Source organism: Pontibacter oryzae, assembly GCF_003576375.1.
Classification (GTDB): Bacteria; Bacteroidota; Bacteroidia; order Cytophagales; family Hymenobacteraceae; genus Pontibacter; species Pontibacter oryzae.
Genome location: NZ_QWGE01000006.1, coordinates 52,299 through 75,385 on the forward strand (window position 1 = coordinate 52,299; position 23,087 = coordinate 75,385).

Below are 23,087 nucleotides of genomic sequence, written 5' to 3' on the forward strand. Positions count from 1 at the left end.
TCAATTAACAATTTACAATTAATACCTATACTTCTTGCCCCACTGCGATTGGAGTTGCTTCAGCATGTCGCGCTCGCGGGCGTTGTTGCCTGGTTTGTAAAGCGCGGTGTTGCTTAGCTCCTGCGGCATAAACTCCTGCGGCACAAAATTGCCTTCGTAATCGTGGGCATACTTGTAATTGTTGCCGTAGCCGATCTCTTTCATAAGCTTGGTGGGCGCGTTGCGGATGTGCAGCGGCACAGGAAGGTTACCGGTTTGCTGCACCAGGGCCCGCGCCTGCTTGATGGCCTTGTACGAGGCATTGCTCTTCGGGGATGTGGCTAGGTATACCGTGCACTGCGAAAGTATGATTTCTGCCTCGGGGTACCCGATCATCTGCACCGCCTGAAAACAGGACGTAGCCATGAGCAGCGCATTGGAGTTTGCCAGGCCAATATCCTCAGAGGCAGCTATCAACAGTCTACGCGCGATAAACTTAGGGTCTTCGCCGCCTTCTATCATGCGGGCCAACCAGTACACGGCAGCATTTGGGTCAGAACCGCGAATGGATTTGATGTAGGCCGAAACCAGGTCATAGTGCATCTCACCGGACTTATCATACATCACGATGTTCTGCTGGGCTACCTGCTTTACCAGTTCGTTTTTCACTACCACCTCATCGGCTTTCACGCCTTCGGCCACAATCTCCAGCAGGTTCAGTAGCTTGCGCGCATCGCCACCAGAAATGGTTAGCAGCGCCTCATACTCTTCCACGCGCACGTTTCGGTGGCGCATCCATTCGTCCTGGGCAAGTGCCTGGTCAACGAGCTCGATCAGTTCCTCTTTGGTGAGGTGTTTTAGAATGTATACCTGGCAGCGCGACAGCAAAGCCGAGATCACCTCGAATGATGGGTTTTCGGTGGTTGCGCCCACTAATGTTACAGTGCCCTTCTCTACCGCGCCCAACAGCGCATCCTGCTGGGATTTATTAAACCGGTGGATCTCGTCGATGAACAGCACCGTGCCCTGCCGCTTTTTGGCCTGGTCTATCACCTCGCGGATGTCTTTTACGCCGGAATTTATTGCGCTCAGGGCCACAAAAGGCACTTTCATTTGGTTGGCAATGATATTGGCAAGGGTGGTTTTGCCTACACCGGGTGGCCCCCATAAAATCATGCTTGGTATAACGCCTCCCTCAATATAGCGCCGAAGAATGCCATCAGGGCCAACCAAGTGCTTTTGTCCGTAATACTGATCTAAGTTATGCGGCCGCATGCGCTCGGCCAAAGGTATGTTTGGGTGATTCATCTGCTCTATACTTTCTCCGGAATCGGTTTAAACAAAGCTACAAAAATTGCAGGCAACCCGGGCAATGCAGCAGCCAGGTTACACAGCCAAAAGCTGGCAACAGATTCATACTTTTGCATGTAACCTCAAGACTTGTTGTCCTGGCCGTGCGGGATAGATTTCTTGCGTAAGCCGGGCCGTTTCCTATCTGGAAGTGCCCCGGCCTGCCTTAGGGCAGCCACACGCATGGGGCTCTCCTCTGGCCGTTCATCGCCGAAAAGCACGCCCCACTGTTTAAAGCGGTCCGTCATGTCAAACACAACTTTAAACACCGCAATAACAGGCAGCGACAGGAACATGCCTGCTATACCGGCAATCTCACCACCAATGATAACGCCTACAATAGTAGCCAGCGCATTTATCTTAACCTTAGAACCAACAATGCGCGGCATAAGTATGTTGTTATCCACGAACTGCACCACAGCAATAGTACCCAGCACAGCAAGTATAGGCCACAACTGATCTGAAGAGGCTAAGGTAAGCAGTACACCGATAATATTGCCCAGCAGCGCCCCCACGTAAGGTATGAGGTTCAGGAAAGCGAAAATAAGCCCAATAAGCAATGCGTGTTTGATGCCGATGATCAAGAGTATGCCGCCCAGCAGCACCGTCATGTAGCTAACCTGGATCAGCAGGCCGAACAAGTAGCTTTTTACAATCACCTGTACCTGGCGCAGCGTATCTTCCACTTCAGGATGCATGCCCTTCGGGAACCACAGAAACACAAAGCGCAGCAAAAGGTTCTTGTAGAACATCAGCAGGAAAATATAGATAGGCAGCAAGCCCAAAAGTATGAATAACGAGGTAACAGAACCTGCCGCACCGCTCAGGATGGTGCCTGCATAACTCAGCATTTTGCTACTTTGGTCTTGAATAAACTTCATCTGCTCTGCAGTTGAAAACGGGCTATGCCCCTCAATCCAGGCGCTCAGGGAGTTTAAGTGGCTGGTTACATTACGCTGTATCACCGGAAAGTCGGAGATCAGGTTGCCAATCTGGAAGGAGAAGAACCAGATGATCAGGCCAAACACAACCACCAGCGCCAAGATGCTGAGCACGATGGAGAGCACTTCGGGCAGTTTATACCTGCGCATGTAGCTGTGCATGGGCAGGAGCATAATGCTTATAAAAAAAGCCAGCAGCAGCGGGGCCAGCAAGCCTTTTGCCAGCACAATCGTCCAACCCAAAAAAAACAGGCCCATTACTTCCAACGACCTCCTTACGGTCAGGGGCATTTCGCTCATGTATGTATCGGTTTAAATTTTAGTTTTCATCCTTATACGGAGCGCGGCAAATAAGCATGTACCTTTGCGCCATGAACAAACAAATACAGGTGCACCTAGCACTATTTCTGGTGGCACTTATCTACGGCAGCAACTATAGTATAGCCAAGGAGGTGATGCCTGTCTATGTCGGGCCTTTTGGGCTGATTGTTATACGGGTGGTATCGGCAGCTATTTTCTTTGGGATATTCTCGCGGCTGGTTACCAAAGAAAAAATTGTGGGCCGGGCCGACAACCTGCGTGTTATATTTTGCGGCATTACGGGTGTGGCCGTAAACCAACTCTGCTTTTTTGCTGGCCTGAACCTTACAGCACCCATCAATGCTGCCTTGCTGATGGTAATTGTGCCCGTGGTGGTGCTCATCTTCTCGGCTATCCTGTTAAAAGAGCGCGTGGGCAAGCGCAAAGTATCGGGCATCGCGATTGCGTGCACAGGTGCTTTGCTCCTTATCTACAACTCTAAAGGCGAGAATACTACTGGTAACATCTGGGGCGATTTGCTGATTATCCTAAACGCTACATCATTTGGCATGTACCTGGTGCTGGTTAAACCACTGATGCAGAAGTATAAAGCCATCACCATTGTGAGCCGCATTTTTACGGTAGGCGCCGTGCTGGTTATTCCGTTCGGGTATAAACAATTGCTTGCTCCTGCCTATAGTAGCTTCCCGGTTTCTATCTGGCTGGCCATACTTTTTATGGTCCTTGCCGTTACCATCGTGGCCTATCTGCTCAACACATGGGCGCTTCGTTTTGCCAACCCCTCGCTGGTGGGCGCCTATATTTACCTGCAGCCGGTAATGGCCATACTTATTGCCGTGGGCGTTGGGAAGGATGTGTTTACGATAGAGAAAGGATCATACGCGCTATTGATATTTGCCGGGGTATACTTGGTGAGCCGCACAAAACAACGTTTACCACAACACACCGAAGCATAAGGCTCCCGCATCCTGCCGCAAATAAAAAGCCCTGCCGATGAATACCGGCAGGGCTTTTTATTGATTTATTGTTACGCGGATTTAGGCGTTTGCCTTGCTCGCGTTGCTATGGCTTCTGTTTCCGTTGCTGCGGTTGCCGCCGCCATTGCGTGGGCCTCCGGCTGGGCGGTTGCTGTTAGCGCTTGTGCTTCTGCCTGAGTTTCCGGAGCCTGCTGATCTGTTACCTCCACGGCCACGGCCCCCTCTGCCACCTTTCTGCTTTTGCTCTTTTATTGTGCTGGCCGCCTCTGCAAAATCTTTGGCAGTTAGCGGGTACGGATGGTTATCCACCACCGGCACATTCTTAGAGATCAGCTTTTGGATACTGGCTAGGTATGGTGTTTCGTCTGCGGTACAGAAAGAAAGCGCGATGCCGCTTGCCCCGGCCCTGCCTGTACGCCCGATGCGGTGCACATAGGTTTCAGGCTCGTTTGGCAGCTCGTAGTTTACCACGTGGCTCAGGTCGTCCACATCAATGCCGCGAGCGGCTATATCGGTGGCTACCAATACGCGGGTTTTACGCGCTTTAAAGTTGTTCAGGGCACGTACGCGGGCGTTCTGCGCCTTATCGCCATGTATGGCTTCTGCGGTAACTCCGGCTTTAGCAATGTCGCGGGCTACGCGGTCGGCACCACGCTTGGTACGTGTAAACACCAGCACGCTTTCCATCTCCTCATTGTTGAGCAGGTGCAGCAGCAACTTGCGCTTGTCCGGGCCTTTTACGTAGTAAACCGCTTGTTTTATAGTGTTGGCTGTTGATGATACCGGCGTTACCTCCACTTTGGCTGGGTCAACCAGAATGGTATCAGCCAGCTTCATGATTTCAGGGGCCATGGTGGCCGAGAAAAACAGTGACTGTTTCTTCTCTGGCAGCACTTTCAGCACTTTCTTCACATCATTCACAAAGCCCATGTCCAGCATGCGGTCTGCCTCATCCAGCACAAAAATCTGGAGGTGTTGCAGGTCTACATACTTCTGAGACATCAGGTCGAGCAGGCGGCCTGGTGTTGCGATAAGTATATCCACACCCGCACGCAGCGCATCGGTTTGCTTACGCTGTGGCACACCACCGAAAATCACGGTGCTTTTAAGGCCGGTATGCTTGCCGTAAGACTCCATGCTCTCACCAATTTGCAGGGCAAGCTCGCGCGTTGGCGTCAGGATCAGGGACTTGATCGGGCGCTTGCCTCTACCCTCGGTGCTTTGCTGGCCATGCAGCAATTGCAGAATCGGAATAGAGAAAGCAGCCGTTTTACCAGTGCCTGTCTGGGCGCATCCTAAAAGGTCTCTTTCCTGAAGTATAAGCGGTATGGATTTGGCTTGGATGGGTGTTGGGTTGGAATATCCTTCTGTTTTAAGAGCTTTTAGGATTGGCTCTATCAAATTAAGATTCTCGAATGTCATCAAATGGTTTTTCATGTAAAACCGCGCAACACCATGCGTGCTGCTTTAGCGGCGGGCTGGCCGGAGTTTGAAATAGTTATGCCGGCAGAAACCAAACATAAAGGGCCATTCCCGACCGGTATTGTTCCCATCAACCTATAAACTACAAGTATAGTTTCTTATGTGCTTTTGAGAACTAAATAAGTTACAAAGATAGAGCCAAGTTTGCTCGCATCCTAACGCCTTGGGCTTATACATGGTTCTGGGCAGCAAAAAGCGACATACATTTGCTATGCATGAATAAGCGAGTATACTTTAGAAGCGCCTGCTATACTTTGGCCGCTTCCTGCGCGTGCTTGATGTGGCGCACAATTTTGATAGCGTGCTCGCGGGAGTTCTCTATAAACCACACGTGGGTATCCATGCCGCCGCAAATTACGCCGGCCAAATATACGCGTGGCAGGTTGGTTTCCATGGTATCGGGGTGGTACTGCGGGTAGCGCTTCTCGTCTTCTGTCAGCTTTACGCCGATCTTCTCCAGGAAACTAAAGTCTGGCTGATAGCCAGTCATGGCCAGCACAAAATCGTTTGCCACGGTTACCTTGCCTTCCGGCGTTTGGATATCTACCTCCTGCGCACGCACCTCGGTTACGCTAGCGTTAAAATATGCCTTTATTTCTCCGGCCTTTATGCGGTTCTCCAGGTCGGGCTTGGTCCAGTACTTTATACTTCCGAGCTCCGGCTGGCGCACCACAAGGGTAACCTCAGCCCCTTTTCGCCAAGTTTCCAGGGCGGCATCGGCGGCAGAGTTGTTAGCCCCAACCACCAGCACTTTCTGCCTAAAGTAATAATGCGGGTCGAAGTAATAGTGCCTTACCTTGGCCAAGTCCTCGCCGGGCACATGCAACAGATTCGGGATGCCGTAAAAGCCTACGGCAACCACTACATTGCGTGCCTTGTAGGTGCTTTTGCTGGTTTGGATATGATATATCTCGCCTTCGGGCTGCAGGTGCTGCACCTCCTCAAACAGGTTTATATTCAGGTCAAATGTATCGGCTACACGGCGGTAGTACTCCATGGCCTCGGAGCGGGTAGGCTTTGCGTTGAGCGACGTAAATGGTACGCCCCCAATCTCCAGCCTTTCGGAGGTGGAGAAGAAGGTCATGTTGAGCGGGTAGTTGTAAATAGAATTAACCAGGCAGCCGCGCTCCAAAATCAGGTAACTCAGGCCTTCTTTCTGGGCTTCCAGGCCGGCAGCCAAGCCTATCGGGCCGGCCCCTATAATAAGTATGTCGTATGTTATATCCAAGCCCATTCGTTTAGTAGTATAGCAAAATGCAAAGCCATAACAACTGCCGGTTGTGCAAAGTTTTTGTGGCAAATTGTGAGTATACCTACAGAACCAGCTTCATGACATGCATGCCCCGGTATTCTGGCTTCATGTGTTCATACGTTAAGGTATGGGTTCCGCACTTCTTAAAGCCGTTTTGCTCATAGAATCCGATAGAAGAACTACTATCCATAGCTTTTAGCCAGATAAGCTTTTTGTTGTTCTCTAACGCCAACCTTTTGGTAAAGTCCAGTACCTCCCGACCAATGCCTCTACCAGCCGCTGCTTTAGACAGATAGATGCGCTCCAACTCAAGCCCCTCTTCCTCGGAGGCCTGCCCCTCCAATGCTTTATGCAGGTTTAACTTTAGGAAACCCACCAAGCTATCCGCGTTGTAAATTAAATAGAACGCTGCGTTAGTATCCGCTATTTCCTTTTTCAAGGTTTCTTCCCTGAAACTATTGTCGATATACCACATCCCGCCATCGTACCACAGATACAGGTAATGGTCACCGTAAGTGTTTATGGCTATATCCTGTAGCGTGTGGAGTTGGTCATTGCCGCAGGGTATTATATTGACTTGATGCATTTTTTATATTTGTATATACAAGTGTAGCTCAAAAAACAGGGAATGTCTAATTTTGTAAACCATTTAAATATGCTGGAATGAATTTCCGCTAGCATCCTCGTTTTCGTGCAGTATCTCCTCCAGAAGGTCTTCTTCTACGGGCTTAACCAGAAACCTGGCTACGTTAGTGTAGGCGCTGGAGCGCTGCCTGTCGAGTTCGCTGGTTGATGAGGTAAGAATGTATACTTTATGCTTTAGGTTTTTTTGCTGCATCCTATCCAAAAAGGCCCAGCCATCCATTTCTGGCATGTTCAGGTCCAGGAATATTACGTGCGGGTCTAACTCCTCAAGGGCAGTAAAAGCCATTACCGGATCGGTGAAATCGTGCACAGCAAAGGCAGGGTCCACATTTTTGATCGAGGTAACCATGATGAAGTTAAATATCTCCATATCATCGACCAGTACTATTCGCTTCATCTCTCCAACTTCTAACTTAAGCTTTTAATTTTATTAAATCTGCCGTAGATTTTTCGATTACCTCTTTCAGGGCTTCGTCCAGATCTTGCGCCGATACTTTAAGGCGCGGCATAATACTTTCCTGTATTTCATTAAGTGGCCACTCCCGCAACTCCAGTAAGTTTACCAAGCCAAGCACACGGCTAAGCGGCTCTCGCACGGTGTGGGCATTTAACACGGATACCTCCAGCAACCTTGCGTTTTTAGAGGCAACTTCCTGCGTGCGCTCAATAATAACATCCTGCTGGTACTCCATGATCGATGAAATAACGGCATTCTGCTCATTAATCTTATCGAAGGCTGCCTGCAGTTTGCTGTTTTTATCGTCCAGCTCCTGTAGCAGGCAGAGCTCAAACAGCTTAGCCTCTAAGTTCTCTGCCACCAGCCTCAAAAAAGCGATGTCTTTGCGGGTAAACACTTTACTTGCTCCGCCTAGCACCGATACTATAATATCCCTGCTTTCATCGTTTTGTATATACCAGCCCCATAGCTCGGCTTTTTCTTCTTCAGGTAGTTTGTAGCGCAGTGGCAGCGCCAGTTCGGCCAGGTTCTGCCAATGCTTAGGTACACGGTGTTTCAGAAGGTCTTCCTCGAAACATAAATAACCGGAGCACTCCTGTTTTGTTATGGTGGCACCTGCTGCGGTAACTTCCAGGTGCAGGTAGAGGTTACCACGGTTGTAGCTAGCCCTAAACGTATGAAAGTTGAAGAGGTACTTCAGATTAACCTGAAAGCTTTGCGCAACTGCCTCCATTGTACGGCAGCGCATGAGGTTGTTAGAAAACCTGGAGAAAGCCTCGTAGGTTATTCTGTATATCTGATTTTCCAATTCGGTAACCTCTCTGTTCTCTAGAACTCAGCCTCTGCCAACTCATTATCCAGCTTAATACCAGAAATAGTGGCAATGGTATTCAGCATGTTTACCAGGTCAGCCTGCGACATTAACTCCTGCACCTCGGCATCAGTAAAACCTTCTTTCTGCAGTTCCTCAAAGTCCTCATCAGACAACTGCTGCGTATACAAGGCTGCCTTAGTAACTAAACGAATAGCTGTTTTATAACTGCCCGGCAACAAGGACGACTCTAGGTTAGTGGCACGATAACCATTCTCTCCACTGATCATTGCGCTCATGCTATCGGCGAAAATCCCATGTGCCTGGGCACAATAATCACAGCCGCGCAGGTTGGATACGTTATAGATAATCAACTGCTTAAGCACGTTTGGCACCTGCCCCTCAATCAAGGTTGATTTTAATTTAGACCAGTTTCCACGTAATAGTGTGGCATTGTTCCCTTGGCATTTAAACCAGTTCAGTACAAACGGTAATTGTAACGACTGCATCGCATCGTCATAAATTGCCTTCACTTCAGGGGTGGCCTCATTGTACTCTACCAGGCGGTAGCGGCTCTGAGTGGTTTCGCTCGTGGGGTTGTTCATATCTGCTGTTATTTGAGCATATAAAATTAAGTATTTTTTCGATAGCATTTTGAAAAGCGACCAAATATTTAGTAAACGCAATATCATGTATAAAAAAACCGGCGCAAGACAATTCTTACACCGGTTTTCTACTGAACTGATTTATACTTAAGCAATTGCCTCATTTATATTTGGCAGCCGCCCAAAGCGGTGCAGGGTGGCAATATGCGACTTAACGGCATCATAAAATGTACTATTTTCCATATAAGTAATACCGTACTCTTCGGCGGTATCGCGCACAATCTGTGCAATTGCCGGGTAGTGCACATGGCACACGCGTGGGAATAAATGGTGCTCTATCTGGAAGTTGAGACCGCCCACGTACCATGATAGCAGCTTGTTATTCCTAGAGAAGTTTACGGTCGTGTTAAGCTGATGTATCGCCCAGTCATTCTCGATGGTACCGTCCGCAGACGGCCTTGGGTGGCTAGTCCCCTCCACGGTATGTGCCAGCTGAAACACTACCGTAAGTATGATTCCTGCCACAAAATGCATCAGCAGAAAGCCAAGAAGCACCTGCAGAAAAGGTATCCCGAACAACATGGTTGGTGCCACCAGCATCGTGAAGAAGTATACTATTTTCAGGACAACCATTTTTAGGAGCATCTCCTGGTTTTGAGCCGCTGAGTTAGCGTTTACGCCATTCTTTTTAAACGAGAAGTATTGCACAAAGTCTTTGGCCACAACCCAGTACAGCGTAAGCAAGCCGTAAAAAACAAACGCATACACCCACTGCAGCTGATGGTAGAACTTAACCTTCGTGTGCGGCGAGAAGCGCAGCACCAGCCTATCCTGAATATCTTCATCCATCTCCACCACATTGGTGTAAGTATGGTGCAGGATGTTATGCTGCAGCTTCCAGTTAAAGGCCGAGCCGCCCACCAGGTTCAGCGAGTGGCCCATAAGGTAGTTTACCGTTTTGTTTGTGGAGTAAGCGCCATGGTTGGCATCATGCATCACGCTCATGCCTATACCGGCCAGGCAAAGTCCCATTAGCAGCCACAAAACCATACTTACGCCCATAGCTGGTTGCCATACCAGCAGTGCCACAAATGGCAGAATATACCCTGCTAACAGCACAATACTTTTAATAACCATTGTGGCATTTGCCGTTTTTGAAAGCTGGTTTTCTACGAAATAAGCATCCACGCGCTTCCTAAGCGTCGGAAAAAACATACTTTTATTTTTATTGACGAATTTTACTTTGCCTTTTAACTTCATTGGGGAAATAATTTGTGTGATAAAAGAACTCACACGATGAGGCGGGAAATACTCAGGAGTGAATCGCGGGTAGAAAACCCTGCAACATGCAGTTCAGGGCAAATGCTGCCATAACAGTGCCACAAACGCCTGCCCGCGTAAATTGCACTGTTTCATACCTGAGCAAGGTAAGAAGAAGTAAGCAGCTTGGCTATGCCTTCCGGTTTAAATTTTAATTCTGGCAGGTATAAAAAGCGAAAGGCAACCCAAACGGTTGCCTTTCGCATAAAAGTTAAGCCGAACCGCCATGCAATTCGCGGCCTTCTTGTATCAGATATTATAAGTGGATCACTTCGTCGTAAGCAGCGGCGGCCGCTTCCATAATCGCCTCGCTCATGGTTGGGTGCGGGTGTACCGATTTGATGATCTCGTGGCCGGTAGTCTCCAGTTTACGGGCTACTACTACCTCAGCGATCATCTCCGTTACATTTGCACCGATCATGTGCGCGCCCAGGAACTCGCCATACTTGGCATCGAAGATCACTTTTACGAAGCCATCTTTGGCACCGGCGGCGCTAGCCTTACCTGATGCTGAGAACGGGAACTTGCCAACCTTGATCTCAAGGCCTTGCTCACGCGCAGCTTTCTCGGTTAAGCCTACAGAGGCGATCTCCGGAGAGCAGTACGTACAACCCGGGATGTTGCCGTAGTTCAACGGCTCCGGATCGTGGCCTGCGATCTTCTCCACGCAGATAATACCCTCGGCAGAGGCGACGTGCGCCAGCGCAGGGCCCGGCACGATATCACCGATCGCGTAGATGCCATCCACGTTTGTTTTGTAGTACTCGTCCACGATCACGCGGCCTTTGTCTACTTTAATGCCAAGCTCTTCCAAGCCGATGTTCTCCAGGTTAGTCTGGATACCTACCGCAGAAAGCACGATCTCAGCCTCAAGGGTTTCCTCGCCTTTGGCAGTTTTCACCTTCACTTTGCAGATATCACCGCTCGTGTCCACAGACTCCACAGAAGAATCAGTCATGATACTGATACCTGACTTGCGAAGCGACTTAGACAGTTGGCGCGATACTTCCTCGTCCTCTACCGGCACGATGTTCGGCATGTACTCCACGATGGTTACCTTTGTGCCCATCGCGTTGTAGAAGTATGCAAACTCCACCCCGATGGCACCAGAGCCAACCACTACCATGCTTTCCGGCTTCTTGTCCAGCACCATGGCCTGGCGGTAACCGATAATCTTCTTGCCATCGATTGGCAGGTTCGGCAGCTCGCGCGAACGGGCACCCGTGGCGATGATGATGTTATTGGCCTCTACTGTGCTTTTCTTGCCTTCTGCGTCCGTAACCTCCAGCTTGCCTTTGGCTACTACTTTACCGGTTCCCATGATCGCATCGATCTTGTTCTTGCGGAACAGGAACTGTATACCTTTGCTCATGCCATCCGCTACGCCGCGGCTGCGCTGAATCACTTTATTAAAATCAACGGAAGCCTCGCCTACGGTAATGCCATAGTCGGAAGCATGGTTGATGTACTCGAACACATTTGCGCTCTTCAGCAGTGCTTTCGTCGGGATACAGCCCCAGTTAAGGCAAATGCCACCCAGCGACTCGCGCTCGATAACGCCCACCTTCATGCCAAGCTGCGACGCACGAATAGCGGCCACATAACCACCCGGGCCACTACCCAGCACTACTAAATCGTATTTTGATGCCATAGTTTCTTTATTATTAAGTTGACAGACAAAATTAAACGATAATCCCAACTCTGCAAAACCCTCTCCCGGAGCGCCACCATTAGTAGGCCGTAGCGCAACCTGAAGCCCATTTGCGGGCATAAAAACAAGAAAATCCTTTTAAGACTGCGCCGCGCTGCTGTACTTTACAGTCTAAAGTATAAATTATCCGTGCCCATGCGTAAAATTCTACCCCTATTACTTTTTGTGTTTATAACCATTGGCGCTACTGCCCAGAAATCTGCCAAAGATTATTTTTTAAGCGGCAACGATAAGTTTGTGGCCGGCAAGTATAAAGAAGCCATTGCGGACTACGACCAGGTGCTGAAGCAGGAACCCAAGCATGCCCCTACCCTCACTAACCGTGGCGTAGCCAAAGACCGCCTGAAAGATTACCGCGCCGCCATAGAGGATTTCACCAGCGCCATTGCCGCCGACCCAAAGTATACCGAGGCATACCTGAGCCGAGGCCTCTCAAAGTATAACCTGAAGGATTACCGCGCCGCCCTGCTGGACTTTAACAAAGGCATCGAACTGGACCCCAAAGACGCCAAAGCCTACAATAACCGTGGCCTGGTGCGCTATGGCCTGAAAGATTACCGTGGCGCTATTACAGACTATAGCAAGGCCATACAGCTACACCCAAAGTATGCCGAGGCATACTATAACCGCGGTGCACCATACTACAACCTCAGCGAGAAAGCCAACGCCTGCAACGACTGGCAGGAAGCAAAAAAACTCGGCATAAAAGACGCTGACCTCTACCTTAAAAAATACTGCAACTAAGCCCGTTTAAACTTATTGCAACTAACACAACTGCCCTAAAACAAGAAAGGCCCTGCATGCAGGGCCTTTCTTGTTTATAAAATCAAATAGTCACTGGGTAATTCTAAGCATCGGTGGGTTGCTTGTGCTTGCCGGTTGCCAGCAGTTCCTGTTTCACGCTCTTAATGTCAATTGCCTGCATGCGGCGGATGGTTTCGTCTTTCACCGTGCCGAACTTCTCCAGGTTCTTTCTGCTTACCGGGTTGGCGGCTGGCAGTTTTACGCGGAGGGCATCCACCTGGCGGCCGTTCTTCCAGAAGCGGTAGCAAAGGTGCGGGCCCGTAGCTAGGCCAGTGCTCCCTACATAGCCTATGGTTTGCCCCATTCTTACGCGGCTACCCTTCCGGATACCTTTGGCAAACTTAGACATGTGCAGGTACTGTGTAGTATAAGTTTTGTTGTGGCGCACTTTTACAAAGTATCCGTTGCCGCGCGTATAGTGCGCAGCCACTACCACGCCATCGCCAACCGTGCGGATAGGTGTGCCACGCGGAGCGGCAAAGTCGGTGCCCAGGTGTGCTTTGTAGCGCTTTTGCACCGGGTGGAAGCGGCGCTTAGAGAAGCGTGAGCTGATGCGGCTATACTCTAGCGGCTCTTTCAGGAAGGCTCTTTTCAGGCTCTGTCCCTTTTCATCATAATAGCTCAGGCCGTTCCCTTCGTCAAAACCGATGGCATAGATCTCCTGGCCCTCATGCTCGAAAACGGCAGACTTTAGCTCACCGTACCCTATGGTCTGGCCGTTCACCACTTTCTCGTCGTAGATCAGTTTAAAGTTATCGCCGGGCTGGATGCGGTTCAGATCCAGGCGCCAGGCGTAGATATCGGCAAACTTGTTTACCAGCTGCGGTGAGCCGCCGGCATCCACTATACTTTCGAAAAGCGAGCTGCGGATCTCGCCGGCCAGCGTGCGCTCCAGCACCTCCACCTCGCGCTTCTCTAGCGTTACGTCCAGGCTGTCGCGCAGGTCGAAGATCACGTACTCTACCAAATTGGGCTCATAGATAAAATAGCGGGCAGTTTGGGCGGAGTCGCGCTCGTGCAAAACCATGTAGTTGCGGCCCGAGGCAATGCGGCGCACGTTAAACACATCTTTGGCTTTTTGCGCCAGGTTGTGCACGGTGGTGGCATCTACGTTGTAAGAGGCCAGTATCTGCGACAGCACTTCGCCCCGCTCCACAATACCTTCAACAATTTCCAGCGAGTCGGTGGCGATGCCGTAGACAATAGGCGCCGGAACGGCTTTTTGGGCAATACTTTTTTCTACTTCCGTAGTCTCGGGGGTTACTCTTTTCTCCAGGGCCAGCAGGTCGCCTGGGCTAAAGTCTAGGGTTTGCGCAGCCGTGATGCAGATAAACAACGACAACGCGATCAGGATGGCAAGTCCTTTACTGCGTTTCAACATGATATGAGGGGTACCTTTGGTTAAAAATCACTACAAAAATATGCTTTAACCGATAGAAATAAAAATCAAATCTCACACAATAATCAGATTATAAATATGTTACAATACTTTCCCTGGCATCGCACATAGTATACTTGCCGGGCCCTGCCATACTTCTCCCCTCTATTTTACCTTTACCATACTTCCTTCAAGGGCTTAAAACACAGTTCGTTTCGGGCATATTTTCGGCTGTGGCCGCGCCTGCCTACGGATTATAAAAATCTTTTTTAACTTTGGCTCCTATGAAAGCATTAGAAGGAAAAGTAGCCCTGATTACAGGGGCCTCAAAAGGAATAGGTCGTGCCATTGCACAGCAATTTGTAGAGATGGGCGCACAGGTAGCGTTTACCTACCTCTCAAGTGTAGAGAAAGGCCAGCAACTGGAGCAGGAACTGGCGGCCGGTGGCGGCAAAGTAAAAGGCTATCGCTCCGATGCCTCTGATTATGCCCAGGCAGAGCAATTGGTAGAGGACGTGGTAAAAGAGTTCGGCAAAATTGACGTGGTTGTGAACAACGCAGGCATTACCCGCGATGGTTTGCTGATGCGCATGAACGAGGAGCAGTGGGATGCCGTGATGAACGTGAACCTGAAGTCTGTGTTTGCGGTAACCAAAGCAGCTACCAAGCACATGATGCGCGCCAAGAGCGGCTCTATCATCAACATCACTTCGGTGGTAGGCATTAAGGGCAACGCAGGCCAGGCGAACTATGCGGCCTCTAAAGCGGGTATCATTGGCTTTACCAAGTCTGTGGCGCTGGAGCTTGGCTCGCGCAACATCCGCTGCAACGCTATTGCCCCAGGCTTTATCGAAACCGAAATGACCGGTGAGCTGGACCAGAAAGTGGTAGACGAGTGGCGCAAGGCTATTCCGCTGCGCCGCGGTGGTACTCCAGAAGATGTGGCTAAAGCAGCTGTGTTCCTGGCTTCCGATGACTCTGCCTACATCTCCGGCCAGGTGTTGCAGGTAGATGGCGGCATGCTTACTTAGGAGAGTTCTGAGTTCTGAGTTCCGATTTAGACGTTAGATTTTAGACACTAAACGTTAGACACAAGAAACAAGACTTTTCGCCTGCGGCGGTTTGTTGTTTAGTGGAAATGTTATTTGTAATTCAGAAATCGTAATTCTAAAAGCCAATGCTGTAGCATATGTGTTAGCGGCATTGGCCTTTTTGTTTTATCTTGGTTGCAAAGTATGGCTAAAGTTTAGCAATAGTTTTACCTGGCATGAGTACATACTTATGCTACCAAGAAATACCCATACATTGCAAGCTACCGTAAAGCAAAGCCAAGTCATTTTAACTTTCTAACTTCTCAACTCTCTACCTCTTTAACCCTCTAACTCAAACCGTTGTTCTCATTCCGCCTCATAACTACTGCCTCTCCTTGGCTTATACTTGCCTGCCTAGCAGCTGGCGCGCTATACGCCTGGTTATTGTACAGTAAGAAAACTCCCTGGCCCAAAGCCCTGAACTATGGACTGGCGGGCTTGCGCTTTATGGTGGTAAGTATACTTTGCTTTTTGCTGATGGGGCCATTGGTGCGCTATGTCGCCAATACCACGGTGCCGCCTACCATTGTTTTTGCGCTGGATAACTCACAATCCGTTAAGCTGTTCTCCGACTCCACTGCCTTGCAGGCTACGCAACAGGAACTGCAACTGGTGCGCGATCAACTTGAGGCCCAGGGCTACCAAACAGCGGTGCAAACCCTTGGCGGTAACCAAACGGAAAGTATAAATACAATAACCTATACCTCTGAAACATCTAACCTGAGCCAGTTGCTGGAGCAGGTGCAGAATGGCTATTCGGATCAAAACCTGGCTGGCGTAGTGCTGCTCTCGGATGGCATTGTTAACCAGGGCCTCTCCCCTACTTACAGCAATTTTGGCTTTACAATTTACCCCGTGGCCGTTGGCGATACCGTTCCGAAGAAAGATATAATGATTGCCTCGCTGCGCTACAACAAGGTAAACTACAGCGGCAACCGCTTCCCGATGGAAGTGGAGGTGCAGCATGAGGGCTTTGGGGGGAGAACCGTGAATGTCATACTTCAGGAAAACGGCAAAACCCTTGCCAGCAAACGCGTCCTGCTGAAAGAGGGCCAACCGGTGCAGCAGGTTCCGTTTCAGGTGCTGGCAAGCGGCTTGGGCAAACGGCATTATGTGGTGCGCATAGAGCCCCTGCAAGGCGAGTTTACCACGCTCAACAATACCAAGCATGCCTACATCGATGTGGTGAAGGGCAAGATAAAAGTACTGCTTGCCGCCGCGGCTCCGCACCCCGACATCAAAGCCATCCGCACGGCCATAGAATCTAACGAGAACTACGAAACCGCACTTTTTATACCGGGCGTGAACGAATTTCAGGTACAGGATTACGATGTGGCTGTGCTGCACCAGTTGCCAGGGCGCATGGCCGGCGCAGAGTCCGCCCTAAATCTAGTGCGCCAGAAAAACCTGCCCGCCCTTTACATACTTGGGCCGCAAAGCGACTTAGCAAACTTTAACCGCCTAAACATTGGCCTGAACGTCATTAGCAGCGGACAAACCGACGAGGTATCGGCGGTGCCTAACTCCAACTTTAGCAATTTCCATTTACCGGAACAAGCAGCGGAGCGCATGCAAGAGTACCCGCCGGCCCGCGTGCCGTTCGGGGAGATCAGGTTGGCTGCCAACACCGAAACCATACTTTACCAGCAGGTTGGCCGCGTGCGCACCACCAAGCCTTTACTAACCCTACAAACCTCCGGCGACAAGCGCAACGCCGTACTGCTTGCCTCCGGCACCTGGCAGTGGCGCCTGCACGAAGCTGCCAACCACGAGCAGCCGCAGGTATACAACCAGCTCATCACCAACCTGGTGCAGCTACTGAGTGCGCCGCGCAACAAAAAGCGCCTCAACGTGTACCCTAGCCAGACAGAATACACCACTTCAGACGAGATACGCTTTAACGCGGAAGCCTACAACGAAGCCCTGGAGCCCATCTATGGCCAGAACATTACGTTAACCATCACCGACGAAGACGAGCAGCCCAGAAACTTTACCTTTGCCAACGGCGAGAACCAGACTGGCGTGAACATAGGCACGCTGCCCGGCGGCCGCTACACTTACACGGCTACTGCCACCATTACCGGCAAACAGCAAAAAGACCAGGGCGAGTTTGTGGTGGAAGAGCTGCAACTGGAGGCCCTGAACGCCGTGGCCGACCATAACCTGCTTTTCCAGTTGGCAAACAACTCAGGCGCCAGTTTATACTTCCCGGGTGAGATGCGGCAGTTAGAGCAGGACATCTTGCAGGCTGACCACAAAAGCATCATCTACAGTCAGGAAGAACAGAACGAGGTCATTGACCTGAAATGGCTGTTTTTCCTATTGCTTGGCCTGATAAGCATCGAGTGGTTTGTGCGGAAGTATAACGGCAGTTATTAGGCCATGGGCGCGGCAAAGTATAAGATCATGCGCAGCGCCATACTTTGCCGGCCTGTAGTATAATTACGCACCGCTAATGCCCGAAGCGCAGGAAAGTATCCGTACCTTTGGCATTTAGAATGCTGGCTTTATTTAGTGTTAAGCTTTTTTTGCGGAGTGATGTTTCTCAACATAAATAAGTATTAACTCGCATATTTTAAGGTGATGCCGTAGCAGCTAAAGTATAAAGCTGACTTATTACCTATCAGAAACCGTAAACCAAAGCCCAGCAAGTATAATTCATCATCCCTTTTACCATCCAGACATTGAAATACATCATCATCAATAAACCGTTTGAAGTACTTACCCAGTTTACCGACGAGGCTGGCCGCGCCACGCTGAAAGACTATGTGCCTGTACCGGACATTTACCCGGTTGGCCGCCTCGACTACGACAGCGAAGGCCTGGTGCTGCTAACCGATGACAAGCAGCTACAGCACCGCCTCTCCGATCCGAAGTTTAAAATAGAGAAAACGTATTTGGTACAGGTTGATGATGTTCCATCAGATGAGGCTTTGACACGTTTGCGCCTGGGCGTACAGGTGAAAGGCACTAAAACGGCTCCGGCTAAGGTAAAACTATTGGAGCAGGCGCCGCAAATATGGGAACGCTCCAAGCCAATCCGTTTCCGGAAAGAAATACCGACATCCTGGATGGAGATAAAAATATCGCAGGGCATGAACCGCCAGGTACGCCGCATGACGGCCGCCGTGGGGTACCCTACGCTTCGCCTCATCAGGCCAAGCATAGGCCCAATAAACTTAGGCGAGCTGCAACCCGGAGAGTACCGTGAACTAAGCACAGAAGAAGTGCAGGAATTAAAATCCTTAATCAGTAAAGCTCCTAAAACGAGCAGCGCTACCAGAAACAGCGGGTTTAAAGGCGCAAGCACAAACAAAAGAAGCGGCGGCAAAGGCGGTTTCCGGAAGCAGATAAACTAGCCTGATCTATGAGTTACCGGTAAGTCCTTTTAAAAGCTCCAAACCTTCGTCCCAGCGGCCATAGCCTGATGTGGCGTTTATGTGCCCAGCCATCCCGATGTTCACATAGCGGCTCCCCCAGGCCTCGGCCAACTGTTGCGCGCGCTTCGCGGATAGGTAAGGGTCGTTCATGCTGCTAACCACAACACTCCGGAAAGGCAGCGGCTCCATCGGAATCGGGGCAAAGCCCTGCACGGCATCCGTCAGGGATGGGTATTCGGTATCGGCGGGGGCAACCAGCAGGGCACCCTTCAGGCGGAGCTTAAACTTTTGCGCCCAAAACACAACCGCCATGCAGCCCAAGCTGTGCGCCACTAGCACCACCTGCTCTAACTGATGCTTCCGGATAGTTTTATCCAAGTTCTCCACCCAGTCTTCTAAAGCCGGGGCCTCCCAGTTCTTTTGCTGCACGCGCTCAAAAGTAGCAAACTGTTTTTGCCATAGCGTTTGCCAATGCTGCTCGCCCGAATCGCCGAGGCCAGGTACAAGTATAACTGTGCTACGTTGCATAAGTATGGTTTATGGTTTATAGGCGACATTCTTTTACGTGGAACTCGTGCGGAGCACTAAAAGCACGGGCAAGTTTAACAACTCTTAAAGTATAAATCTCAGCCTTAAAAGTTAATACCTGCAGCTACTGAAAACGCCCGGCCCTTCCCTTCGGACCTGCCATCGTTCAGCAGCGAGGTGATGTAATGATGATAAAGCAGGTCAAGGTGCAGCACCCATACTTCGAAAGCAAGGCCACCGTTTAGCGCAAACTGCGAATTATGGATGTCCTTCCGTTCAATGTCGATGTTATTGTCTGCCACCGAGAGTGCAAACGAATAAGACGGCCCCGCCATAAACCGAACCCGCGAGATAATCGGGCCATCGTAGCCGGTTTGGTAGCCCAGGTATACAGGCACGCGCAGGTAACGCACCAGCAAGGCGTCGCGCTCGTTGGGTGTGGTTTGGTTCCTGGTGATCAGGTGGGTTTTATGGTTCACAAAGTTAAGCTCGGGCTGCACAAAAAAGGTTTCCCCAATTCGCCCGTACACGCTGTATTCCGAGCTAAGGCCGGTGTCGTCGTCCATGACCAGGTCATCGCTGCTAAGTTGGTAGAAATTGATGCCTACTTTGGCTCCAATCCTCAGATGGGGTTCATCCTGCCCAAAAACAGGGACTGCAAAGGCTAGCAGGAAACAGGCAAGTATAAGGTGCTTCATATAAGTATGATTTTTTTAAGTGATTGAAAGTACAGGACTACCGACTCCATACTTTAGCTTTAACTACAACCACCTGGCTTAAGTTTGCCTGTACAAGGCTTAAAATCGTTGGAAGTATGTTTGGGAGCCACTATCTTGCCTTTACACTTACTATCACTGCCTATGAAACTTACTTATTCCTCGCTCCAGTTACGCATAAGCCCGGATCTTTACCTGCAAAAGGCCTCCTTACCCGATGCTCCTGCCCTTTTCCAGATCATTAACCGCGATCGTGAGTACCTGCGCCAATGGCTTCCCTTCGTGGATTTTAGCGTATCTATAGCCGACACTTCTAATTACCTTAAATTTGTAACGGCACCTGGCAACACCAGCGACATGGTTTTTGTGATTGTGTACAACCACGAAGTATGCGGTCTGATCGGGTTTAAAGGGATAGATAGGCTCAACAAGAAAATCGAGATTGGCTATTGGTTGGCCGAGGACAAACAGGGGCTTGGCATCATGCGTCGGTCTTGTCACAGGTTGCTAAAGTATGGGTTTGAAAAACTGCACATGAATCGCGCAGAAATCAAAGTAGGTGTAGGCAACATCCGCAGCAGCAACATCCCCAAAAAACTAGGGTTTACACGAGAGGGCGTGCAGCGGCAAGGCGAGTACCTGAACGGCAGGTTTCACGATTTAGAAGTATACAGCTTGCTTCGCGTTGAGTTTAAAGGCTAAGGTATATTTTGCAACGCTTATGCTACTTAATCAGTACTTTTATCTTATTATTTAAAACGACACTGAAACTATGAGTAACGCAGCCTTCATTCAGATTCACCCCGAGACCCCGCAGGAGCGAAAAATACGGGAGGTGGCAGACATTCTGCGCAATGGCGGAGTGATTATTTATCCTACAGACACTATCTATGGGCTCGGCTGCGACATTCATAATGCCCGCGCCATTGAGCGTGTGTGCCAGATAAAAGGTGTGAAGCCAGAAAAAGTAAACTTGTCCTTTATCTGCTCTGACCTGACGCACATCTCTGACTATGCCAAGATAGACACGCCCACGTATAAAGTGATGAAAAAGGCGCTTCCGGGGCCGTTTACGTTTATTTTGGATGCCACCAGCAATGTCCCCAAGTATGCCAGCGCCAAGAAAAAGACGGTTGGTATACGAGTGCCCGATAATAAGATTGCGCTGGAACTGGTGAAAGAGCTTGGCAACCCCATCCTATCCACCTCTATCCGTGACGAAGATGAGGTGATAGAATATAGCACCGACCCTGAGTTGATCTACGAAAAGTATAGAAATCTTGTAGATGCCGTGATAGACGGAGGCTACGGCAATAATATCGCCTCCACGGTAGTAGACGCCTCCAACAACTTCGAAGTCCTCCGCGAAGGCGCCGGAGACATTGAGGAGTTTTTGTAGTTAGAAAGTTGGGAAGTTAGAAGGTTAGAAAGTTTGGGAGGTAGAGAGTTTTGATTGTAGCTTGAGCTTATTTTCATTTATACTTCACAAGTATACCCAGCCCTTCTGAATCCCTGAGTACGTCACCTCTCCCTTTCTAACTTTCTAACTTCCTAACTTTCTAACTCCGCGGCCTCCGGCCGCGTATGTTTCCAGCGTTTGTGGGTCCAGAGATAGTCGGCGGGGTGGCGGCGGATGGCAGCTTCCAGCTTTCTGGCAAAGGTTTCTGTTATTGATGCTTCCGTGCTGGCATCTGGCTTTCCGTTAGAGATAAGTTCGAACGTTAGGGTATAGTGGCCGCGGCTTGTGCGGTGCGTATCCAGGAAGAGCACAGGATAGCCAAACTTGTTAGCCAGCTTTTCAGCACCTTCATAAAAAGGCGTATCCTGGTGCAGGAAAGTGGTCCAAAATGTGATTTCGCTTTTTAAAGGCGTTTGATCCGAGAGCATAGCTACCACGCGCGGCATGTTGCGGTTAGCGGCAAAATCGCGCAGCGTGTCTTTCATCTTGATCAGCTTTGCCCCCAACTTGCTGCGTGTGCGCAACATAAAGGTTTCAAAGAAAGCGTTGTTCAGGGGTTTGTAAACGCCATAAGCCGGAAAGCCAAACTGTACTGCCCCCGCAGATAGCACCCATTCCCAGTTAGCGGCATGGGAGCCCATGGTAATTACTGTTTTGCCTTGTTTTACAAAATCGTCAAGCAGATCTTGGTTCGTAAACACAATGCGCCGCTCCATCTCCGCAGCATCCATCGACAGCAGCTTAAGCGTTTCCACGATCACATCGGCAAACTGCCTGTAAAAACCCTTGGCGATCTGATGTATTTCCTCCAGGCTCTTTTCGGGGAAGGCACGCTGCAGGTTGCTTAGCACAACCTCCTTGCGGTACCCAACCACATAGTATACTACAAAGTATAAAAAGTCGGCCAGCAGGTAAAGCACAGAGAGCGGCAACAGCGACAAGCCCTTCAGCAGCAGCCAGAGCGGATAATAAAGTGGCGGTATAGATGTCTTTTTATTCATAGGCCAAAGCGCGACCACAAAGGTACAACCCTCCTCCGGATTATGAAATTCCAAAACTTCTGCTACTTTAGCGGGTAGCCACAAGATGTGGTTTAGTTCGCCATATCATCTAACCCGGAACGCCAAACCAGATACTTTTAACTTTAAAAACTTAACTACACCTGTGCTTCTGCTTACCGAAATAATGTATAACCCGCCTGTGTCATACTTCTGGCATGCCCTGCAAGCTGAGCGCCTGCAGCTAGAGGCACACGAAAATTATATTAAACAAAGTTACCGCAACCGCTGCCATGTGCTTACCGCCCAAGGTGTGCAGCCGCTCAGCGTACCGGTTGTTAAGGGCAACAGCCAGGTTAAAACACTCATCACCCAGATCGAAATTGACTATAGCCAGAAGTGGCAGCAAGTGCACTGGCGAACCATACAGGCTGCCTATGGGCGGGCACCATACTTCGAGTTTTACAGCGACTACCTGAAGGCTGTCTATGACCAGCAGCACAAATTTTTATTTGAGCTAAACGTTGATCTTTTGAAGCTTTATCTTAAATTACTAAAACTAAACAGAAACGTAGATTTTACGGCGTTTTATCAGGTTGAGGCCCCAAGTAGCGTGCACGATATGAGAAATAGGATACATCCAAAAATCTATCCTGACAATTTGCACGTAAAACCCTATATGCAAGTATTTGGCAAACAATTTGTACCAGAGCTTAGTATAATTGACTTGTTGTTCACGCAGGGGCCAGCATCACTTTCATACCTTCAGTAACGGCGCTAATTCAGCTAAACAATTGTACTGGCCAGCTTGTTCTTTTAAGAGTGCTTACTGGTTTAGCCTCAATCAATTATAATTTTTATATTTTTTTAAGAATACACGGA

22 protein-coding genes are annotated in these 23,087 nt (G+C 49.7%); 8 read left to right on the plus strand and 14 right to left on the minus strand.

What is annotated here, in order from left to right:
* Window positions 1–18: 18 nt before the first annotated feature.
* Both D1627_RS16570 and D1627_RS16575 read right to left on the minus strand, forming a co-directional pair.
* Window positions 19–1,287: a replication-associated recombination protein A gene (locus D1627_RS16570; protein WP_119433404.1), complete on the minus strand. Its 1,269-nt coding sequence runs from the start codon at window positions 1,285–1,287 to the stop codon at window positions 19–21.
* Between the two features lie 125 nt (window positions 1,288–1,412).
* Complete coding sequence (locus D1627_RS16575) at window positions 1,413–2,570, minus strand: AI-2E family transporter (protein WP_119433405.1); 1,158 nt, start codon at window positions 2,568–2,570, stop codon at window positions 1,413–1,415.
* Window positions 2,571–2,641: 71 nt separating this feature from the next.
* On the opposite strand from D1627_RS16575, the gene D1627_RS16580 reads away from it, so the two are divergent.
* Window positions 2,642–3,547: a DMT family transporter gene (locus tag D1627_RS16580; protein WP_119433545.1), complete on the plus strand. Its 906-nt coding sequence runs from the start codon at window positions 2,642–2,644 to the stop codon at window positions 3,545–3,547.
* An 81-nt stretch (window positions 3,548–3,628) separates the two neighbouring features.
* Here D1627_RS16580 and D1627_RS16585 read toward each other — a convergent pair whose 3' ends face one another.
* The 8 genes from D1627_RS16585 to lpdA form a co-directional block, all read right to left on the minus strand.
* Entirely contained in the window at window positions 3,629–4,990 is a 1,362-nt protein-coding gene (locus D1627_RS16585) for a DEAD/DEAH box helicase (protein ID WP_119433406.1), read from the minus strand.
* Between the two features lie 307 nt (window positions 4,991–5,297).
* On the minus strand, window positions 5,298–6,284 hold the full coding sequence (locus tag D1627_RS16590; protein ID WP_119433407.1) for a YpdA family putative bacillithiol disulfide reductase: 987 nt from the start codon (window positions 6,282–6,284) through the stop codon (window positions 5,298–5,300).
* Between the two features lie 79 nt (window positions 6,285–6,363).
* Complete coding sequence (locus D1627_RS16595) at window positions 6,364–6,888, minus strand: GNAT family N-acetyltransferase (protein ID WP_119433408.1); 525 nt, start codon at window positions 6,886–6,888, stop codon at window positions 6,364–6,366.
* 63 nt (window positions 6,889–6,951) lie between these two features.
* Window positions 6,952–7,344, minus strand: a complete 393-nt coding sequence (locus D1627_RS16600; RefSeq protein ID WP_119433409.1) for a response regulator — start codon at window positions 7,342–7,344, stop codon at window positions 6,952–6,954.
* Between the two features lie 16 nt (window positions 7,345–7,360).
* The gene (locus D1627_RS16605) at window positions 7,361–8,152 is read right to left on the minus strand and encodes a hypothetical protein (protein ID WP_147383355.1); all 792 of its coding nucleotides are present in this window, start codon (window positions 8,150–8,152) and stop codon (window positions 7,361–7,363) included.
* An 80-nt stretch (window positions 8,153–8,232) separates the two neighbouring features.
* Window positions 8,233–8,820 (minus strand): carboxymuconolactone decarboxylase family protein, encoded by a 588-nt coding sequence (locus tag D1627_RS16610; protein ID WP_119433546.1) that lies wholly within the window; start codon window positions 8,818–8,820, stop codon window positions 8,233–8,235.
* Between the two features lie 147 nt (window positions 8,821–8,967).
* Window positions 8,968–10,080 (minus strand): fatty acid desaturase family protein, encoded by a 1,113-nt coding sequence (locus D1627_RS16615; protein ID WP_119433411.1) that lies wholly within the window; start codon window positions 10,078–10,080, stop codon window positions 8,968–8,970.
* 316 nt (window positions 10,081–10,396) lie between these two features.
* Window positions 10,397–11,791 carry a dihydrolipoyl dehydrogenase gene (lpdA, locus tag D1627_RS16620; RefSeq protein ID WP_119433412.1) on the minus strand — a complete coding sequence of 465 codons (1,395 nt, stop codon included), beginning with the start codon at window positions 11,789–11,791 and terminating at the stop codon, window positions 10,397–10,399.
* Window positions 11,792–11,986: 195 nt separating this feature from the next.
* Between lpdA and D1627_RS16625 the strand changes: the two genes are divergently transcribed.
* Complete coding sequence (locus D1627_RS16625; RefSeq protein WP_233555674.1) at window positions 11,987–12,595, plus strand: tetratricopeptide repeat protein; 609 nt, start codon at window positions 11,987–11,989, stop codon at window positions 12,593–12,595.
* Between the two features lie 103 nt (window positions 12,596–12,698).
* Here the strand turns inward: D1627_RS16625 and D1627_RS16630 are convergent, their stop codons facing one another.
* Window positions 12,699–14,036, minus strand: a complete 1,338-nt coding sequence (locus D1627_RS16630) for a M23 family metallopeptidase (RefSeq protein WP_119433413.1) — start codon at window positions 14,034–14,036, stop codon at window positions 12,699–12,701.
* Window positions 14,037–14,317: 281 nt separating this feature from the next.
* Here D1627_RS16630 and fabG point away from each other — a divergent pair, with 281 nt between their 5' ends.
* The 3 genes from fabG (at window position 14,318) to D1627_RS16645 (ending at window position 18,483) form a co-directional block, all read left to right on the plus strand.
* The gene (gene fabG / locus D1627_RS16635) at window positions 14,318–15,064 is read left to right on the plus strand and encodes a 3-oxoacyl-[acyl-carrier-protein] reductase (RefSeq protein ID WP_119433414.1); all 747 of its coding nucleotides are present in this window, start codon (window positions 14,318–14,320) and stop codon (window positions 15,062–15,064) included.
* 444 nt (window positions 15,065–15,508) lie between these two features.
* Window positions 15,509–17,503 carry a vWA domain-containing protein gene (locus D1627_RS16640; RefSeq protein ID WP_233555675.1) on the plus strand — a complete coding sequence of 665 codons (1,995 nt, stop codon included), beginning with the start codon at window positions 15,509–15,511 and terminating at the stop codon, window positions 17,501–17,503.
* Between the two features lie 305 nt (window positions 17,504–17,808).
* Window positions 17,809–18,483, plus strand: coding sequence for a pseudouridine synthase (locus tag D1627_RS16645; protein WP_119433416.1), 675 nt, complete (start codon window positions 17,809–17,811; stop codon window positions 18,481–18,483).
* Between the two features lie 6 nt (window positions 18,484–18,489).
* On the opposite strand, the gene D1627_RS16650 is transcribed toward D1627_RS16645, so the two are convergent.
* Complete coding sequence (locus tag D1627_RS16650) at window positions 18,490–19,032, minus strand: RBBP9/YdeN family alpha/beta hydrolase (protein WP_119433417.1); 543 nt, start codon at window positions 19,030–19,032, stop codon at window positions 18,490–18,492.
* A 104-nt stretch (window positions 19,033–19,136) separates the two neighbouring features.
* A complete protein-coding gene (locus tag D1627_RS16655; RefSeq protein WP_119433418.1) occupies window positions 19,137–19,730 on the minus strand; it encodes a porin family protein in 594 nt (197 codons plus the stop codon).
* Between the two features lie 162 nt (window positions 19,731–19,892).
* Between D1627_RS16655 and D1627_RS16660 the strand changes: the two genes are divergently transcribed.
* Together D1627_RS16660 and D1627_RS16665 are read left to right on the plus strand one after the other, a co-directional pair.
* A complete protein-coding gene (locus D1627_RS16660) occupies window positions 19,893–20,450 on the plus strand; it encodes a GNAT family N-acetyltransferase (protein WP_119433419.1) in 558 nt (185 codons plus the stop codon).
* A 70-nt stretch (window positions 20,451–20,520) separates the two neighbouring features.
* Complete coding sequence (locus tag D1627_RS16665) at window positions 20,521–21,147, plus strand: L-threonylcarbamoyladenylate synthase (protein ID WP_119433420.1); 627 nt, start codon at window positions 20,521–20,523, stop codon at window positions 21,145–21,147.
* 152 nt (window positions 21,148–21,299) lie between these two features.
* Here the strand turns inward: D1627_RS16665 and D1627_RS16670 are convergent, their stop codons facing one another.
* Window positions 21,300–22,208, minus strand: coding sequence for a lysophospholipid acyltransferase family protein (locus tag D1627_RS16670; RefSeq protein WP_199688458.1), 909 nt, complete (start codon window positions 22,206–22,208; stop codon window positions 21,300–21,302).
* A gap of 163 nt (window positions 22,209–22,371) precedes the next feature.
* Between D1627_RS16670 and D1627_RS16675 the strand changes: the two genes are divergently transcribed.
* Window positions 22,372–22,977, plus strand: coding sequence for a WbqC family protein (locus tag D1627_RS16675; RefSeq protein ID WP_233555676.1), 606 nt, complete (start codon window positions 22,372–22,374; stop codon window positions 22,975–22,977).
* The last annotated feature ends 110 nt before the right edge of the window (window positions 22,978–23,087 follow it).